Here is a 16,951-nt window from a genome sequence, read left to right as displayed (position 1 = left end):
TTACCCTAATTTTCAGCAAGCTTGCTCAATAATCCTGCTATTAATGTGAGTCTTTTTTCAGTGCGCCTTTTCTTAACCCATATAAAAATAAACCGGCCGCAAGGGCTGACATTGAGGTATTAACTAAAAAGACCATACCTTGTGTTGCACTAAGTAAATAACTAAAGATAGCACCACCGAGTAACCCTAGTGTTAACACACCTGAATAATTAACCTTGGCGTATTTAAACATTAATAAATATCCAGGTACCACAAATGCTGCCATAGTTAACCCGACGATGTGAGCATTGGCAATGGCACTCATAAGTAAATTGAGAAAAATAGTAAACGCATCACCATTTAAGGTCAGTGCATAATAAGCACCTAATAAACTACCAATAATAATGGGGGAAAGTAGTGACAATGCAACACTCTTTGCAAGTTTATGTTTCATTAAGCGTCCTAAATCATGTAAGTATTTAGACCAATCATGCATGATGTTTTTTGACTTCGAAATAGAGACTATGGTCGTAATTATTTTTTCAAAGGTATAAAAAAACCCGCTATAAGCGGGTTTTATATATGGTGGAGAGATAGGGATTTGAACCCTAGAGGGGCTACAAACCCCTGCCGGTTTTCAAGACCGGTGCATTCGGCCACTCTGCCATCTCTCCGAAACTGCTGTAAGTTACGAGTAAGAGTGTACTCATAACTATTTTAAATTAAGTGGTGGAGAGATAGGGATTTGAACCCTAGAGGGGCTACAAACCCCTGCCGGTTTTCAAGACCGGTGCATTCGACCACTCTGCCATCTCTCCGACGGCGTGCATAATAGATAAACCAATGCTCTTTGTGAAGCTTTTTTTATAAAAAACTTTTCAAGTGCTTAAAAAACAATTAATTTGCATACTCTTCGCACAAGTAAGCTGAATAATCGTACAACCTGGAACTTTTATATTTATTTCATGGTCTATTGAACTACAAACATTTGCCCAAATATATAAGTCTTGATAGTCTAACTCTAGTTAATTATCGGAACTACAACCAGTTTCACTTAAAGGAGCTCTACAATGGCATTTAATCATTCGTACAATACCGCTAAACCGGTTATGTCGACCATTGAAACAAACAAGGTACTTAAAAACACCTATTTCTTACTGGCCATGACATTAGCATTTAGTGCAGTGACGGCTGGTATCTCAATGGCATTACAACTACCTTACTTTATGGGGTTAGTTTTCACACTTATTTCTTTTGGCTTATTATTTGTAGTGAATAAAAAAGCGGATAGCGCATCAGGCGTAGCCTGGGTGTTTGCATTCACAGGCCTCATGGGCGCAGGCCTAGGGCCATTGCTAAACCACTACGCAGCATTACCTAATGGTCCTATGTTAATTATGCAAGCGTTAGGTTCAACTGCATTAATTTTCTTTGGTTTATCTGCTTATGCACTTAATACCAAAAAAGACTTCTCATTTATGGGTGGCTTTTTAACAGTCGGTTTACTGGTGGTAATTGTTGCAAGTATTGTTAATATTTTCATCGGCAGTTCACTGATGTTTATGGTACTTAATGCCGCAGTTGTATTAATTATGTCAGGCTTAATCCTATTTGATACAAGCCGAATCATTAACGGTGGTGAAACGAATTATATCCGCGCTACAGTGTCTTTATACCTAAGCGTGTATAACTTATTTACTTCATTACTGGCCCTGCTTGGCGCAAATAATGACTAATTAAAAAGTTCTGTTAAAATAGCCCCTCTTTAGGGGCTTTTTTTTTGGATTAGTTTTGGCACGATTCGTACTTTCGCTGCATAGCGCACCGTCCGACCACGACACCACACAACGATTATATAAATTTGCATTAGCCTGTCTGGCACAGGGCCACGCTATTGATGCTATTTTTTTGTACCAACACGGTGTTTTCCATGCCAGTGAACACATTAACCTTGCTACAGACGAACTGGCAATTAAATCGCTATGGCAGCAATTACATCAGCATAATATAAATTTAATGCTCTGTGTAACGGCTGCTGAGAAACGCGGACTCAATTTAGCTACCACGGGTGTTTTTAGCGTCGCAGGGCTTGCCGAATTTGCCATGCTTGCCAGTGAAGCCGATAAGTGGGTGCAATTTAAATGATCAACGTACTGGTATTAAGTCAGCATGCTCCATTTGATGATATGCATATCCGTGATGCACTCGACATGACGTTAATATTTGCTGCTATTGAACAAAATATTAGTTGGCTATTCACAGGCCCTGCTGTTCTTGCTTTGAAAAAAGGCCAAGAAGCTGAATCGCTTGGCTTAAAAAACTACTTTAAAAGCATTAAAACGCTCGAAATTTATGATGTAGAAAATATCTACGTATGTGAAAAGTCATTAATCGATTACAATTTAGATATTAACGACTTGATCATTGAGGCAAAAGCGTTAGATTTTAAAGCACAGCGTAATTTAATTACTCAACAACAACAGGTGATTAATTTATGAGTACTTTACATATTTTTTCAAAACCAATTAGCTATTATGATAATGCCAGGCTGGTTAACTTGATTCAGCCACAGGACAAGGTATTGTTGGTCAGTGATGCTTGTTACTCAATAAACCTTTATCGCCAGCTAGCAGCATCTCTTTTAGTATTAGCTGAAGATGCTTCGGCACGGGGGATCGATATTGTAAAACCCGATGAGTGCCAAAATTATGCTGACTTTGTTGCATTAACTCTTTCCACTTCGCAATCTATTACTTGGTAACACATGCTAGAATTTAATCAACAACACATTGAAACGGATAAACAAGGCTACCTGCTCGATCACCAACTTTGGACACCTGCCCTCGCCCCGGTTTTAGCAGAGCAAGAAAGCATTATACTCAGTGAACAACATTGGGAAGTGATAAACTTTGTACGTGATTTTTACCTTGAATATAATACCAGCCCAGCAATAAGAATGCTGGTAAAAGCCATGGCTAAAGCACTGGGTGAAGATAAAGGTAACAGTATTTACTTGTATAAGCTCTTCCCAAAGGGCCCTGCCAAACAAGCGACCAAAATTGCCGGTTTACCCAAGCCTGCTCGGTGTATTTAACCATGACATCTAATAAGCCAATAAATAGACGTAATAGCGGCCGAAGTTTTAGCCGTGATCTTACTCGACAAAAACCGACAAAAGCGCATAATAAACGAGAAGTTAAACAACAAATACCTTTAGCTGAACGTAAAATTGTTTTGTTTAATAAGCCATTCGATGTGTTATGTCAGTTTACAGATGAAGATAACCGTAAAACCTTAGCAGACTTTATAGATATAAAAGGTGTATATGCTGCTGGAAGGCTCGATAGAGACAGCGAAGGGCTATTACTATTAACTAATTGTGGTAAATTACAAAATACTTTAACAGCTCCGCATAAAAGAACCAGTAAAACATATTGGGTTCAAGTTGAAGGAGAGCCTACAGATGAGGCAATTGATGCATTATGTAAAGGTGTAGAACTAAAAGATGGTATGACATTACCAGCCAAGGTCGAGCGTTTACACCCCCCCCATTTGTGGCCCCGCACGCATGCGGTTCGTGAGCGAAAAAACATTCCTACTAGCTGGTTAAGTATTACACTCAGCGAAGGTAAAAACCGCCAAGTTAGACGTATGACAGCACATATAGGTTACCCTACACTTCGTTTAATACGCTATCGAATTGGTCAATATACGCTAGATAACATTAAAAATGGCGAATACCAATTACTTCAAGGTGAGTAGCTTATGCATCGCTTAATCAATATAAGCGATGCTATTTCGTCCTTGCTGTTTGGCCTTGTATAAAGCCTGATCTGCGCCTTCTAAAAACTGAATATAATTTGCTCTTAGTGCGCTTGAATGAATCGTATTAATTCCTATACTGACAGTAATTTCGTTGGTTTGCCCAAACTTATGCGGCAAACTCAATGTTTTGAGCTCTTGTTGTATCTTTTCAGCTACTTGACGCGCCCTTTCTCGTTGACTTGTTGGTAATATAACCACAAATTCTTCGCCACCATAACGCGCTACAAAATCGTCATTTTCACTGGCTGCACTACATATAGATTGCGCGACTTGAAATAAACATTCATCACCCGCTAAGTGACCGTAAGTATCGTTATAGTTTTTAAAGAAGTCTATATCAATTAACAAAATAGAGAGTGGCTGGTTATTCTGAATAGCCTTATTAAACTCTTGTACTATTTTCTCATCAAAACGCCGGCGGTTAGCTATTTGGGTGAGTGAATCTAAAAATGCCATATCACGAAGAATATCTTCAGCTGCAATTTGTTGAGTTGCATCTTTAAAAATCGCTAGTAACTCATTTTCAATCACGATACCGGAAATTTCCATGGTAATTGTTTGACCATTTTTACAAGTTACTTGGTAATGTTTTGGTTGAATATCGGTGGCATGATTTTTTGCATATTCAAGGGCCGATTGCCACGTTTCTAGTACCCACTCACGATATTCAGGATCTGGATAAGCTTTTTGCCACCAAACTTTAAGAGTCGGTACGTCCTCAATTGTATAACCAAATACATCTACGAATCGTTGATTAATCCTGATAACGTCACCCGTAACCATACTGACATTACACAACGGGATCGGCACTTGGATGAATAAATTTGCATAATGACTGAGCTCATGCTGTCTAAGTGGCTGGGTATTACCATGAGTAAGATGGGTTACATTTTGAATTTCAACCGGTAAATTTGTAACTACTTTGCTTTGCATAAGATATACATAAGTCCACTCATGCCACCAACCATGCAGTATTTCGACAAGTAGCCTGTGCTGGGACGATTGACTCATCATCTGCTGTTTCAAATCATTGAATAACAAATTAATATTATTAATTAATTCTTTATTGTATAAACTACTTGTTATACGATTTTCAAATAATGAGTATGCTTTGTTTCTCAAATCACTGTTTACATTAGTCGCGTTATGCTTAATTTTTTCGCAATCATCCACACTAAAGTATTCAATTAATGAACACAGTGACTGTTTAATAAAGATAGAATCCATTTAATACCCTGACTTCGGTAGAAATCCCCTGCTGAGGACGTATATATCAAGCTTGAACGCGTTCCAAACATAGTTTACCAAGCAAAATCTGAAGCTATAAAATATCAATCTTCTCAAAAATAAAGCCCCCTTGATACCACCTTTACAAAAAATTTCATAAGGACACCATCAAATTAACTTAAACCCAATAAATTATTACCTACGCACTGATTTTTCCACGTAAATAATTACTAACCGCACTCACAATTTCCTACATATAAAAGCTTCGAAAGAATCCGCATAATACGCTTTACAAAACTAATATTTTGGGTGGCTAGATTTCCTGTTTGCGTGCTATAATCGCGGCCTTTCTAAATCCATTGGCTGGGCGTGGCGTTATTTATTTTATTCCACTTTTGTTTCAGCTTAATGGTAAGTAGTGTAAACGACAGCAACCTGTATAAGCGAAATTATTCATGAGCGAAAATAGTCACATTAAAGTCATCGTTGGTATGTCCGGCGGTGTAGATTCTTCAGTATCGGCTTATTTATTAAAGCAACAAGGCTATCAAGTTGAAGGCCTGTTTATGAAAAACTGGGAAGAAGATGATAATGATGAGTATTGTGCAGCCGCTGAAGATCTAAAAGACGCACAGGCAGTATGTGATAAGCTTGGTATTGAACTACATACTGTCAACTTTGCGGCTGAATATTGGGATAACGTATTCGAATATTTCTTAGCTGAGTATAAAGCTGGCCGCACGCCAAACCCTGACATCATGTGTAACAAAGAAATCAAATTCAAAGCGTTTTTAGAATTTGCTGCAGTTGCGCTTGGTGCTGATTATATCGCAACAGGTCACTACGTTCGTCGAGAGTTACGTGGTGATAAATATGTTATGTGCCGTGGACTTGATGATAATAAAGACCAAAGCTACTTTTTATATACACTTAGTCACGAACATATTGCTCAAACATTGTTCCCGGTTGGCGACATTGCCAAACCTGAGGTGCGCCGCATCGCAGAGGAACAAGATTTAATCACACATGATAAAAAAGACAGCACCGGTATTTGCTTTATCGGCGAACGTAAGTTTAAAGACTTTTTACAAAAATTCTTACCAGCTCAACCTGGAGTTATCGAAGATACCGAAGGCAACAATGTGGGTGAGCATGAAGGACTAATGTACCATACACTAGGCCAACGTAAAGGCTTACTAATAGGTGGAATGAAAGAAGGATCAGGTGAGCCTTGGTACGTTGTTGATAAAGATATTGAACGTAATGTGCTAATCGTAGGACAAGGTAAAGATCACCCTCGCCTATACAGTAACGGTTTAAATGCCAACCAATTAGACTGGGTTGATAGAGTTGGGCCTAAAGGTACCACACGCTGTACTGTAAAAACTCGTTATCGTCAAGAAGATATAAACTGTACGCTGCTTGTTGGTGATGATGGCCTTGCTCGGGTACTTTTTGATGAGCCGCAAAAAGCGGTTACACCTGGCCAATCCGCTGTATTTTATGACAACGAAGTATGTCTTGGTGGCGGAATCATAGATTCGGTGATCAAATAATGAATGAACACCAAGTCATGGCACTGGCCGCAATGTGCCAAGTTGCAAAACAAGTACAAAAAATAGCGCAATACGGAAGCAGTAATGATTACGAACTTGAAAAATTACTTTCAAGTATTGTAGAGACGACACCTGATTCTCCTGCAGATGTATATCAAGGTACAGTAAATTTACGTGCGGGTTATCAGTGTTTAATAGACCAACTCAGCGCCGGTGAAAAAAAAGATGTTGAAATCGTCAAGTATGTTGGCGGTTTAATGCAGCTTGAGCGTGCACTGAGCGCAAAAGCAAGTAGCTTGGCAGAGCTTGGTAAAAGTATAGATGATATAAAACGTCGCCTTGATCATTTTGCGATTACTGATGACACTGTGATTGCAGCACTTGCAGATATATATTCAAAGGTGCTTAGCCCCCTTGGGCACCGAATACAGGTTTATGGCAAGCCTGATTTACTAAAACAGCAATTGATACAACACAAGATACGAGCGCTTTTATTAGCAGGTATTCGCAGTGCTGTATTATGGCGACAAATGGGCGGTAAACGCCGTCATTTTTTCTTAGCTAAAAGAAAAATTATCGCTATTGCAAAAAACCATATTTAATTATCGTTCAAAACTAAAATTTAGGAGTTATTATGGAGCTTTCAGCGTTAACCGCTATCTCTCCGGTGGATGGTCGCTACGGCAGCAAAACCACTGAACTACGCAGTATTTTCAGCGAATTTGGCTTAATCAAATACCGTGTAACAGTTGAAGTTCGTTGGTTGCAAGCACTTGCAGCTGCTGAAGCCATCAAAGAAGTACCGGCATTTAGTGATGAAGCGAACGCTTTACTTAATGCAATCGTTGATAACTTCTGCGAAGCAGATGCACAACGTGTAAAAGACATTGAGCGTACGACCAACCATGATGTTAAAGCAGTTGAATATCTTCTAAAAGAAAAAGTAGCTGATAATGCTGAGCTTCATGCAATCAATGAATTTATTCACTTTGCATGTACATCTGAGGACATTAATAACCTATCTCATGGTTTAATGTTAACCGAAGCACGTGATAACGTATTATTACCTTATTGTGACCAGCTTCTTGACGCAATCAAAGAAAAAGCGATTGAGTATAAAGCTGTACCAATGATGACCCGTACTCATGGCCAACCTGCGACTCCTTCAACCATGGGTAAAGAATTTGCAAACGTGTATATGCGCCTTAAGCGCCAACGTGACCAAATCGCACAAGTACAAATGCTAGGTAAAATCAACGGTGCTGTAGGCAACTACAACGCTCACCTTAGTGCATACCCTGATTACGATTGGCATAATCATGCAGAGCAATTTGTGACAAGCCTTGGCTTAACGTTTAATCCGTTTACAACACAAATAGAACCGCATGATTACATTGCTGAGTTATTTGATGCGATTGCACGTTTTAACACTGTTTTATTAGATTTTGACCGTGACGCTTGGGGTTACATTGCCCTTAATCACTTTAAGCAAAAAACAATTGCTGGTGAAATTGGCTCTTCAACAATGCCACATAAAGTTAACCCGATTGATTTTGAAAACTCAGAGGGTAACTTAGGTCTTGCAAATGCAATCTTTGGCCACTTAGCACAAAAGCTACCTGTTTCTCGTTGGCAACGTGACCTTACAGACTCTACAGTTTTACGTAACTTAGGTGTAGGTATGGGTTATGCACTTATTGCATACCAATCAACGCTAAAAGGTGTAAGCAAACTTGAAGTAAACGAACAGCGTTTATTAGAAGAGCTTGATCAAAACTGGGAGCTACTTGCTGAACCAATCCAAACAGTTATGCGTAAATATGGTATTGAAAAGCCATATGAAAAGCTAAAAGACTTAACTCGTGGTAAGCGTATAAATCAAGAAATCATGGCTGAGTTCATCGATGGCTTAGATTTACCTGCAGAAGCAAAAGTTGAAATGAAAAAATTAACCCCGGCTAATTACATTGGTCGTGCTGTTGAATTTATTGACAACTTAGCATAAAGCTTTTAGCTAAAATGTTTACAAAGCGAAAGGTAGCCCTTTCGCTTTTTTTATTCCTATCGAGTGGTGATCATCATGTATCAATTAACGATTAACAACCTAAGCGAACAAGAATTTTTATCTCAATATTGGCAAAAAAAGCCACTGTTGATCAAACAAGGTTTTACTGATTTTGAAGATCCACTAGATGCAAATGAACTTGCTGGCCTAGCCGTTGAAGAGAGTATTGAATCACGTATTATCACTAACCATAATAACGAATGGTTAGCGCACCATGGCCCATTTGAAGATTTTGAATTACTGACCGAACAAAACTCAACCCTTTTAGTACAAGCGGTTGATCACTGGCACCCTGATGCAGCGCAATTATTAGAGCCTTTTAGGTTTATTCCTAATTGGCGGATAGATGATTTAATGATCAGCTTTTCCACACCCGGTGGCGGTGTAGGGCCTCATCTAGATCAATACGACGTATTTATTATCCAAGGTGAAGGTAAAAGGCATTGGCGTGTTGGCATGCCTGACAGCAAGCTAAAGCAGTTTGCGCAAAATAACTCTTTATTACAAGTTGAGCAATTTCCTGCCGTTATTGATTGTATTTTAGAACCCGGTGATATTTTATATATTCCTCCAGGATGTCCACATGAAGGCTATGCAGTAGAGAATGCCCTGAACTATTCTGTAGGCTTTAGAGCACCCAACCAACAAGATTTATTCTCGAGTTTTGCTGATCATGTTATTGATACCGAAACTGGCAATGTACGTTACCAAGATCAAAACCTACAATTGCGTGAATCTAAAGGTGAGTTAACTAACACAGAAGCGAACAAAATAAAGCAATTATTACAATCACTGCTTGATGATGAGCACTTACTCAAGTCGTGGTTAGGAAACACAGTCAGCCAGCCAAAACATGAAATGGATTTAATGCCACCAGAGGAGCTATACAGTCAAGCACAAGTTGAGTTATTAATAGCAGATCCTGATATTTTATTTGAACGCTTAGGTGGCACACGCGCAATTTACCAAGCAACTGATAATAGCATCATTTTTAGTGTTAATGGACAAAACTATACTTTGCCACTCGAAGATTTAACGGCAGTAAAATGCCTCACAGATCAGATTCAAGTGACTGCTAATGAGTTAAAAAGTTCAAAAAATAGTTTATTATTTATACAAACCTTTACTACACTGTTAAATGAGGGCATTTGGTTTTGCTAAAGGTAGGTTTCTATGAGCTATCATATCGACAAGGTAGAGTGGAATACAGGTAAGGATTTACTGCAACAAATTAGAGAGCGGGTATTTGTTTGTGAACTACATATACCTAAACACGTTGAGTTCGATAGTTTAGATTATAATGCCCTGCACGTGTTAGTAACCGATGATTGTCAAACACCTGTTGCAACTGGGCGCTTATGTAGTGATGGCTTAATTGGTCGAATTGCTGTTTTACCCGAGCACCGTAACCGCTCGGTATATAAATCTCTACTAACTTACATTGTCAATCTAGCACATCAACAAGGCTATGATAGCGTAAGCATAAACTGCATATTAAATGAAGTAGAACGCTTTAAACGCAACGGTTTTGAACAACAAGGGGTTGTGTTTATGGAAGCTGGTATCCCCCGCCAACGAATGCAATGCCCTATCAGCCAGTTCGATACTGAACCATTTACCTTAGTACATTAAAAAAGCGAGCCAATTGACTCGCTTATTCGTCTTGAATATCTCCAAGTCAGCTTGGCTCATTTACCCACAGCTCTTCTTTTTCATACATTTCATAAATACCGTGAGCGCGGTTAATTAATAAGTTTGCAAAATCGACCTTTGTTTTATCACCAACGCCTGTTTGCATTATTTGATCTGCTTTTAATTGCCACTGTAAAGAAAAATAGCGTAAAGCATCCCTTGCGTTTCCTGCAGCATTTTCATGTGCATGGTCTGTTGGCAAACGCCCTGTAATAACCCAATATTTTTTTCCATCTTGTGCTTTAAATTTCCACAATGCGCAAAGTGGCGCAATAAAGCGGCTTTCTTTTTCAATTAAACTTTGCGGCATGACACCTTTTTCGGCTAGATGCTTTTGTGCATTTTGAAAGCATTCTCTTTGCCACATAACACTTTGCTGATGTGCTTGAGCTTGCTCTTCTGCTGTTAGCTCTTTTACTTGTTTTTTTGGTGTTTGCTTTGTTGGTTCTTGACTCATTTTACTTATTCTCTTTTACAACATTTCGACACTTTAAGTGCTAACCAGCTCAGGTGCAAGTGTAAAACGATTAACAAAGGGATATTAAAATAAAAACTGTCCCTCTAATTCAAAGGTACAAAGGCTCTATGTTGCTATCTATTTATTTACATATTACCAATAAGTCTAATTCAAGCACAAAAAAAACCACAATTGGTTAACCTTTTGGTTGACAAGACACCATACCATTGACTACATTTGATGCAGTCACAAATTAAGACATCAATATTTAAATTGGTAATAACGTGATTCAACATGTTTCAACACACAACCTATAAGAGATCGGCATGAATATTAAATTAAATAAAATAAGTTCCGTACTTTACAACAAAAGCTTAATGTCAACTCGTAGCACTGCAATGCTCAGTGCTGCACTTGTAGCAATGCTATCTACATCAACGTTTGCTGCAGAAGAAAACCAAGAACAGCAAGCAAGTGCCGACAACGAATTTGAAGTTATTGAGGTAAGAGGCATTTTAGGCAGCCTTAAAGCGGCTTCACTTATAAAGCGTACAGATGGCCGCATTGTTGATGCCATCGTTGCTGAAGATATTGGTAAGTTACCTGACAATAATATTGCAGAAGCCCTACAACGTATTACAGGTGTTTCAATCAATAGTGATTTCGGTGTTGGTGACAGTGTTTCAATTCGTGGTTTACCGCAAAACCGCGTTGAATTGAATGGCCGTTCAACAGTGGGCGACTCTCGTGACGGTATCAGCTTACAGGATTACCCTTCTAGCTTCTTAAAAACTGTTGAAGTTGTTAAATCCCCAACTGCTGATATGATTGAAGGTGCCTTAGGTGGTACGGTTAGCTTAAAAACAGTTCGTCCACTTGAGTTAGACAAATTAACAGCAGCAATGTCTATCGATGCAGAATATGCTGATAAAACTGAAAATGTAGCACCTATATTTAGTGGGTCAATTGGTGATAACTGGGATTTAGGTGATGCAGGCTCGTTTGGTGCCATTGCAATGATCTCTTATCAAGATCGTGAGATTCGTCAAGACGAACACTCTAGCCGTGTTAAACCACAAGATATTGAAATTAATGGTGAGCCGGGTAACACACCAAGTGGTAACGCAATTGTCCGTGACGAACATAGCATTGAACAATACGTAGAAAACCGTGAACGTACTGCACTGGCATTATCATTACAATGGGCGCCTGAGTCTGGCAATGGTATGGTTTACCTTGACTTAAGTGGAACCAAGCGCTCAGGTGAGCAATCTGGTAACTCAATATTAGGTGTTGTAGGTTCACTTTCTACTGACGCCAACACAACACAGGATGCTAACGGTGTTAACAACTACACCTTAACGAATGAATTTGCTATTCCAAAAGCATACAGTGACTTTCGTGATACTGAATCATTTTCGAATGCATTAGGTGCAGAGTGGAACTTAACTGACTCAATTAAAATTTCTGGTGAGATTGCTATTGCTTCTTCTGAAAGTGTACGACCTGATTCAGAATTCACTTTACGCCCAATTGAAAAATCAACCTACGAAGCAAGTGGCGGTGTTGATTTAGTGAACCACCTTTATGATGGTGCTTTTTCACAAATAGGCAACCAATTGCCAAGCATTATTCATTCAGATCCTAGCGCATTTACTGATCCGCAAAACTTAGCATTGCGTACCTTCAAAACAGAAGACAGACTCACTGATAATGAAGAAACAGCGGTTCGTTTTGATATTGAAATGTTTGAACCGCTAAACGTAAGCTGGCTCTCAAAAGTCAAGGCGGGTGTGCGTGCTACTAACCGTGATTTTGAATATGAGCAATACAAAGTAGAAATCAAAGATATCTACAAAAATGCATTTAATAGCTCAGATGGGTCACAAGCAACAATTTGGACAGATGATTATAACGAATTATTCCCTGAAAGCTTTACTGTGATGAGCCACGACAACTCGTTTGACCAATTAGGTCAATCTGGTCAAAACGATTTGTTAACGTTCTTAAGCTATAACGGTCTTTCAAACGCTTCTAATACATTTGATCAGTTACAAACTTTACTTGCTGGTACAACCCTAGCAACCACTGGCTCACTTGCTGATAATAAAGAATTTCAAGAAAGCGCATACCGCAATGTAGTAGAAGACACTGCTGCCATTTATGTATCTGCTTATTTAGACTTTGATTACATTACTGCCATTGTTGGTGGTCGTTATGTAACAACAGATTTAGAGTCAAGCGTTTACTTAAATGGTGAAAAAATTACAGGTGAAAATGACTACAGTGATTTTTTACCAAGCATAAACGCAACTTATAATTATTCAGAAGATACATTATTCCGCTTTGCTGCTGCAAAAGTTATGCGTCGCGCTGACTTTAATCAGTTAAGCCCTGCTTTTGATGTAAACAATGATATGACAGGTGCAACTCAAGGTTCTATCGACTTAGAACCATACCGTGCAACACAATATGACCTGTCAGTAGAGCACTACTTTGGTGAAGGTAACGTACTTTCGTTCGCTGTTTTCTACAAAGATGTTGAATCGTTCTTAAGTAATGAAAGCAGCTGCGTCGCAGCTTCAGGTACTGTCACTGGTCAAAACGTAACTCAGTGGAACCAAGTTTGCCAGCTAGACACAGCAGGTGTATCTCAGTCAAATATGGTTTACTCTGATGCTACAGAATACCCGAATGACGCAGATGGCTTTGCTCATGTTGAAGGCTTACGTGACCAAGGTTTAACGGGTATCGATACTGTTAAAAACGTAAATGGTGAGAACGGGACAGTTAATGGTTTTGAAGTTGGTTATCAACAATTCTTTACCAGCTTACCAGGTGCATTTTCTGGCTTAGGTATTAATGCAAACTACACTTATGCAGACAGTGAACAACCAAATGGTAACCCACTGTTAGATATTTCTAAAAACACTTATAACATTCAACTGTTTTGGGAATATGAAGGTGTATCAACTCGCCTAGCTTACAACTATCGTGACAGTTTCTTAGATACTGAAAATGAAAAACGTGTTGAAAACATCAACTCTACCGGTGGTATTTCTGAAGATGGCACTGTATATGGCAATAACTACCGTGATGACCGAGGTCAACTAGACTTCTCAGCTAGCTGGGATATCAACGAAAACTTCACTTTAGTTGGTAGTGCTACAAACTTAACAGGTGAGCCATCTATCTACTTATCTGAACTAGGTGGTGCATGGAAATACACTGAAGCTGACCGTCGTTATAGCTTAGGTATTCGCGCTAAGTTCTAATACACAATTAATACGTAGTTCTTCTCCCTCTGCGTATTAAAAATATTGAGTGTGAGTGCAAAGGCGAAGTCTAAAATTTAGGCTTCGCCTTTCTTCATTTCTTTAATTGAATTTTCAGTGAGTAATTATGAAACTATATTTAGGTCTCCCCTTCAGTTGTATATTAGCTTTCGCAGCCCCCGTACAAGCAAAATCAACATGGTTACTAATCGACAATTTTGAAAGTAATGCGCTTAATTGGACTAAAGCAGATACTCAAAACGACACGAAGCCCTATATTAAGAATCCACAAATTACCGAAATACGAGCTGAAAAAACGGGGCATGACACTAATCATTTTTTGATTAAAAAGCCAGCTGAAGAAGGAGTCATAGGTAATCGCAAAGCACTGAGTTTTTACCCGTTACCAACAGCCGTTGCTGTGGGTGAAACTGTGACCTTTTACACCCGAATAAATGTTGAAAGCTTTCCGAACAATCACGCTTTTGGCCTTAGTAATTTAGAGCCAGCACAAATAAAGCAACACGGTTACGATGCCTTTGAAGCCACATTACGCGTGACTGATAAAGCAGAATCCAACGGGCTTAAAAATGATGGTGCTTTAATGGTTAAAACAGATGCTGGCTATAGCAATATTCAGAACTACTCAATGGCCCAATCGGCAAAACCATTAAAGCCCGGTAACTGGTACGAAGTTTGGTATGTGGTAAACAATGCTACAGTCAATAATGGTGGTCAGCAATACGATGTATATGTAAAAGGCGGTGAATTTAATCAGCAAACCCTAGTATATAAAAGTGCTACATTTAGAATGAAACGTGAAAAACCACTCATCTACTTTTTAGCTAACTGCAATACTGGACCAAAGAAAAAGCCTTATGGCAATGGTGGCCTCAAATACGACGACCTTTACATGCGCGCAGGCAAGGAGTTATCAAGGCCATTTTAGAACATAAGTAATAGTGTGAATGAAGCATTTATTACAATTGTTTACTTTTAAACATGCAACCTAATTGATTTCTATTTATATAACATGAATAATGCCGAACCCAATTCGGGAAATCATAATTATAAAATGGAAACTATATGAAAAACCTAATAAAAATAACATTATTGGCCACAACATTTGTTGCTATTCAAGGCTGTGCACCGAGCAGTTACAAAATTACTGCGCCAGTAACTTCAACGAATCAATACCATGTTGAGAATGCGCCTAGCCACACACTTCACTTTTCAGATAAACGAGACACCTCAAAAAAGTTCAATCATGGTGTTCTAAAAGCTGATTTAGTACTCAACGACAAGCCATTGCAGCCTATATCGTTTTTACAAGAACATGTTGTTCTAGAGCTACAAGCTAGAGGCTTACCTGCAAGTGTACTTGATACCAGCGATACTGAAATCCGTGTTAACACTCTTAATATGCGAAATCATAGAACAAACGCTTACACGCCGTTTATTACATTTACCATGTTAAGCGCTGATATTGTTACGCCAGAACAAACAAAACGTGTTGCTGTTTATGTTAAGCGTGGAAAAGTACCTGTATGGAGCTTTGATGAAATTATTGAACCTACACTTAATCAACCTATTGATGTTTTAGTAAAAGAGCTATCAGCCAAAATTAACCAAACTTTGTATAAACAGCAATTGGCAGATAAAGACGTACAAGCACTGATTGCAAAAATTAAAGCAAACCTTGATAAAGACATTACTTACCTTGATGTATACCAGCTTGGATTTTCAAATAATCCCTCTGCTGTTGACTACCTTGTAGAGTTAACAAAACATGACGGCGAATATATTCGCTTAGCTGCAATTTCTTCGCTTGGTACTATACACGCTGTAGAACATTTTCAGCTACTCAAAGATTTGTATAAGAACAGCCGAACATGGTCTGATCGCGCAATGGCGCTTAAAGCAATAGGTGATTTAGATACTAGTGAAAGTAGGGTATTCCTAATAAATGCAAAAGAAACATTGAGTGCAGACGATGATAAAGAATCTATTTGGTCAACAGAGTTAATAGACTTATATTTATAATTGCATAGTAAGATTAGGAGTAGCTAGCTCTGGTTACTCCTTATTTATAATTTGTTTTTGCTGTTAAACGGTTAAAAATCCCAGGAAAAAAACGTTTAATTGTCGGTGCCCAACCACTCAAGCCCTGCCCCACAACAACTTCATCTTTTTGCTTAGCAATAGCCTGTATCATCTTGTTTGCCGCTAATGATACATTCATGCCGTTTTCTATCGACTGCTCCGGCTTATTTTGTGCAACCCCATGTTCATTTAGTGAATTATGTGCAATCGCAGTTTTAATCGAGCCAGGGCAAATAGTTAAACAGTGAATGTTTTTATCTGCTACTTCAGCTCGTAAGCAGTCCATAAAACCAACAACAGCATATTTACTGCCAGAATAACCTGTACGAAATTTTGACCCAACTTTACCTGCAACACTACTAATTGACACAATAGAGCCGCTGCCTTGCTCAACCATAGAAGGTAATACCGCCTTCGTCAGGGCAACTAAACCAAAATAGTTCACTTCCATTAGCTGTCGGTACACAGAAAAATCGTTTTCTAAAAACAAACTACGTTGAGACACTCCACCATTATTAATTAAAATATCAACCTGACCAATGTCATTAATAGCGCTTTTAACGTGCTGTAAAACTTGCTCTGGTTGTGCTAAATCAAGCGCAATAACTCGGTGCTTACCCGTTGCTAATTTTATTTTTAATTGCTCTAACTGATCAACACTACGTGCACTTAAAATTATATTTGCACCTAAATTTGCCAGTTGAATAGCAAGTTCTTGACCAATACCTGACGACGCACCAGTGATCCAAATAGTTTTATTGTTAAAATTCAT

The 16,951-nt window shown here is 38.7% G+C and carries 18 protein-coding genes and 2 tRNA genes; 14 read left to right on the top strand and 6 right to left on the bottom strand.

Annotated features, from left to right (window positions below; genetic code table 11):
* Positions 1-40: 40 nt before the first annotated feature.
* The 3 genes from QMA12_RS03150 to QMA12_RS03140 form a co-directional block, all read right to left on the bottom strand.
* Positions 41-433 carry a hypothetical protein gene (locus QMA12_RS03150; RefSeq protein ID WP_087532287.1) on the bottom strand — a complete coding sequence of 131 codons (393 nt, stop codon included), beginning with the start codon at positions 431-433 and terminating at the stop codon, positions 41-43.
* A 129-nt stretch (positions 434-562) separates the two neighbouring features.
* Positions 563-653, bottom strand: a tRNA-Ser gene (locus QMA12_RS03145).
* A gap of 53 nt (positions 654-706) precedes the next feature.
* Positions 707-797 (bottom strand) — tRNA-Ser (locus QMA12_RS03140).
* Between the two features lie 252 nt (positions 798-1,049).
* Between QMA12_RS03140 and QMA12_RS03135 the strand changes: the two genes are divergently transcribed.
* Genes QMA12_RS03135 through QMA12_RS03110 form a run of 6 tightly spaced genes read left to right on the top strand, consistent with a single transcriptional unit; the run spans position 1,050 to position 3,741 of the window.
* Entirely contained in the window at positions 1,050-1,715 is a 666-nt protein-coding gene (locus QMA12_RS03135) for a Bax inhibitor-1/YccA family protein (RefSeq protein WP_087532288.1), read from the top strand.
* Between the two features lie 55 nt (positions 1,716-1,770).
* Positions 1,771-2,124 (top strand): sulfurtransferase complex subunit TusD, encoded by a 354-nt coding sequence (tusD, locus tag QMA12_RS03130; RefSeq protein ID WP_087532289.1) that lies wholly within the window; start codon positions 1,771-1,773, stop codon positions 2,122-2,124.
* Positions 2,121-2,477, top strand: a complete 357-nt coding sequence (gene tusC, locus QMA12_RS03125) for a sulfurtransferase complex subunit TusC (RefSeq protein WP_290208539.1) — start codon at positions 2,121-2,123, stop codon at positions 2,475-2,477. The genes tusD and tusC overlap by 4 nt, the downstream gene beginning before the upstream one ends.
* Entirely contained in the window at positions 2,474-2,740 is a 267-nt protein-coding gene (locus tag QMA12_RS03120) for a DsrH/TusB family sulfur metabolism protein (protein WP_087532291.1), read from the top strand. Before tusC ends, QMA12_RS03120 begins: the two co-directional genes overlap by 4 nt.
* Before the next feature lie 3 nt (positions 2,741-2,743).
* A complete protein-coding gene (locus QMA12_RS03115; RefSeq protein WP_087532292.1) occupies positions 2,744-3,073 on the top strand; it encodes a TusE/DsrC/DsvC family sulfur relay protein in 330 nt (109 codons plus the stop codon).
* 2 nt (positions 3,074-3,075) lie between these two features.
* Positions 3,076-3,741, top strand: coding sequence for a pseudouridine synthase (locus tag QMA12_RS03110; protein ID WP_290208540.1), 666 nt, complete (start codon positions 3,076-3,078; stop codon positions 3,739-3,741).
* 12 nt (positions 3,742-3,753) lie between these two features.
* Here QMA12_RS03110 and QMA12_RS03105 read toward each other — a convergent pair whose 3' ends face one another.
* Entirely contained in the window at positions 3,754-5,031 is a 1,278-nt protein-coding gene (locus QMA12_RS03105) for a sensor domain-containing diguanylate cyclase (RefSeq protein ID WP_290208541.1), read from the bottom strand.
* Positions 5,032-5,486: 455 nt separating this feature from the next.
* Here QMA12_RS03105 and mnmA point away from each other — a divergent pair, with 455 nt between their 5' ends.
* The 5 genes from mnmA to QMA12_RS03080 all read left to right on the top strand — a co-directional run bounded on the left by mnmA (position 5,487) and on the right by QMA12_RS03080 (position 10,284).
* A complete protein-coding gene (gene mnmA / locus QMA12_RS03100) occupies positions 5,487-6,587 on the top strand; it encodes a tRNA 2-thiouridine(34) synthase MnmA (RefSeq protein ID WP_290208542.1) in 1,101 nt (366 codons plus the stop codon).
* Positions 6,587-7,189: a high frequency lysogenization protein HflD gene (gene hflD, locus QMA12_RS03095; RefSeq protein ID WP_290208543.1), complete on the top strand. Its 603-nt coding sequence runs from the start codon at positions 6,587-6,589 to the stop codon at positions 7,187-7,189. The genes mnmA and hflD overlap by 1 nt, the downstream gene beginning before the upstream one ends.
* 32 nt (positions 7,190-7,221) lie before the next feature.
* Positions 7,222-8,592, top strand: a complete 1,371-nt coding sequence (gene purB, locus QMA12_RS03090) for an adenylosuccinate lyase (protein ID WP_290208544.1) — start codon at positions 7,222-7,224, stop codon at positions 8,590-8,592.
* A gap of 75 nt (positions 8,593-8,667) precedes the next feature.
* Positions 8,668-9,813 carry a cupin domain-containing protein gene (locus tag QMA12_RS03085; RefSeq protein ID WP_087532298.1) on the top strand — a complete coding sequence of 382 codons (1,146 nt, stop codon included), beginning with the start codon at positions 8,668-8,670 and terminating at the stop codon, positions 9,811-9,813.
* Between the two features lie 12 nt (positions 9,814-9,825).
* Positions 9,826-10,284: a GNAT family N-acetyltransferase gene (locus QMA12_RS03080; protein WP_087532299.1), complete on the top strand. Its 459-nt coding sequence runs from the start codon at positions 9,826-9,828 to the stop codon at positions 10,282-10,284.
* A 46-nt stretch (positions 10,285-10,330) separates the two neighbouring features.
* Here the strand turns inward: QMA12_RS03080 and QMA12_RS03075 are convergent, their stop codons facing one another.
* Positions 10,331-10,801 (bottom strand): DUF4826 family protein, encoded by a 471-nt coding sequence (locus tag QMA12_RS03075; RefSeq protein ID WP_290208546.1) that lies wholly within the window; start codon positions 10,799-10,801, stop codon positions 10,331-10,333.
* Positions 10,802-11,133: 332 nt separating this feature from the next.
* Here QMA12_RS03075 and QMA12_RS03070 point away from each other — a divergent pair, with 332 nt between their 5' ends.
* The 3 genes from QMA12_RS03070 (at position 11,134) to QMA12_RS03060 (ending at position 16,119) form a co-directional block, all read left to right on the top strand.
* On the top strand, positions 11,134-14,076 hold the full coding sequence (locus QMA12_RS03070) for a TonB-dependent receptor (protein ID WP_290208832.1): 2,943 nt from the start codon (positions 11,134-11,136) through the stop codon (positions 14,074-14,076).
* Positions 14,077-14,203: 127 nt separating this feature from the next.
* Positions 14,204-15,025, top strand: a complete 822-nt coding sequence (locus QMA12_RS03065; protein WP_290208547.1) for a hypothetical protein — start codon at positions 14,204-14,206, stop codon at positions 15,023-15,025.
* 137 nt (positions 15,026-15,162) lie between these two features.
* The gene (locus tag QMA12_RS03060; RefSeq protein WP_087532301.1) at positions 15,163-16,119 is read left to right on the top strand and encodes a HEAT repeat domain-containing protein; all 957 of its coding nucleotides are present in this window, start codon (positions 15,163-15,165) and stop codon (positions 16,117-16,119) included.
* A gap of 40 nt (positions 16,120-16,159) precedes the next feature.
* Here QMA12_RS03060 and QMA12_RS03055 read toward each other — a convergent pair whose 3' ends face one another.
* Entirely contained in the window at positions 16,160-16,951 is a 792-nt protein-coding gene (locus QMA12_RS03055; RefSeq protein WP_290208548.1) for an SDR family oxidoreductase, read from the bottom strand.

This window comes from Pseudoalteromonas sp. APC 3893 (genome assembly GCF_030408095.1).
In the GTDB taxonomy this organism is placed as follows: Bacteria; Pseudomonadota; Gammaproteobacteria; order Enterobacterales; family Alteromonadaceae; genus Pseudoalteromonas.
This window is presented reverse-complemented; position numbering and strand designations above follow the sequence as displayed.

Coding starts and splice junctions, on each gene's coding strand:
- QMA12_RS03150 (WP_087532287.1), bottom strand. CDS start 433: ATGAAACATAAACTTGCAAAGAGTGTTGCATTGTCACTACTTTCCCCC.
- QMA12_RS03135 (WP_087532288.1), top strand. CDS start 1,050: ATGGCATTTAATCATTCGTACAATACCGCTAAACCGGTTATGTCGACC.
- tusC (WP_290208539.1), top strand. CDS start 2,121: ATGATCAACGTACTGGTATTAAGTCAGCATGCTCCATTTGATGATATG.
- QMA12_RS03120 (WP_087532291.1), top strand. CDS start 2,474: ATGAGTACTTTACATATTTTTTCAAAACCAATTAGCTATTATGATAAT.
- QMA12_RS03115 (WP_087532292.1), top strand. CDS start 2,744: ATGCTAGAATTTAATCAACAACACATTGAAACGGATAAACAAGGCTAC.
- QMA12_RS03110 (WP_290208540.1), top strand. CDS start 3,076: ATGACATCTAATAAGCCAATAAATAGACGTAATAGCGGCCGAAGTTTT.
- QMA12_RS03105 (WP_290208541.1), bottom strand. CDS start 5,031: ATGGATTCTATCTTTATTAAACAGTCACTGTGTTCATTAATTGAATAC.
- mnmA (WP_290208542.1), top strand. CDS start 5,487: ATGAGCGAAAATAGTCACATTAAAGTCATCGTTGGTATGTCCGGCGGT.
- hflD (WP_290208543.1), top strand. CDS start 6,587: ATGAATGAACACCAAGTCATGGCACTGGCCGCAATGTGCCAAGTTGCA.
- purB (WP_290208544.1), top strand. CDS start 7,222: ATGGAGCTTTCAGCGTTAACCGCTATCTCTCCGGTGGATGGTCGCTAC.
- QMA12_RS03085 (WP_087532298.1), top strand. CDS start 8,668: ATGTATCAATTAACGATTAACAACCTAAGCGAACAAGAATTTTTATCT.
- QMA12_RS03080 (WP_087532299.1), top strand. CDS start 9,826: ATGAGCTATCATATCGACAAGGTAGAGTGGAATACAGGTAAGGATTTA.
- QMA12_RS03075 (WP_290208546.1), bottom strand. CDS start 10,801: ATGAGTCAAGAACCAACAAAGCAAACACCAAAAAAACAAGTAAAAGAG.
- QMA12_RS03065 (WP_290208547.1), top strand. CDS start 14,204: ATGAAACTATATTTAGGTCTCCCCTTCAGTTGTATATTAGCTTTCGCA.
- QMA12_RS03060 (WP_087532301.1), top strand. CDS start 15,163: ATGAAAAACCTAATAAAAATAACATTATTGGCCACAACATTTGTTGCT.
- QMA12_RS03055 (WP_290208548.1), bottom strand. CDS start 16,951: ATGAATTTTAACAATAAAACTATTTGGATCACTGGTGCGTCGTCAGGT.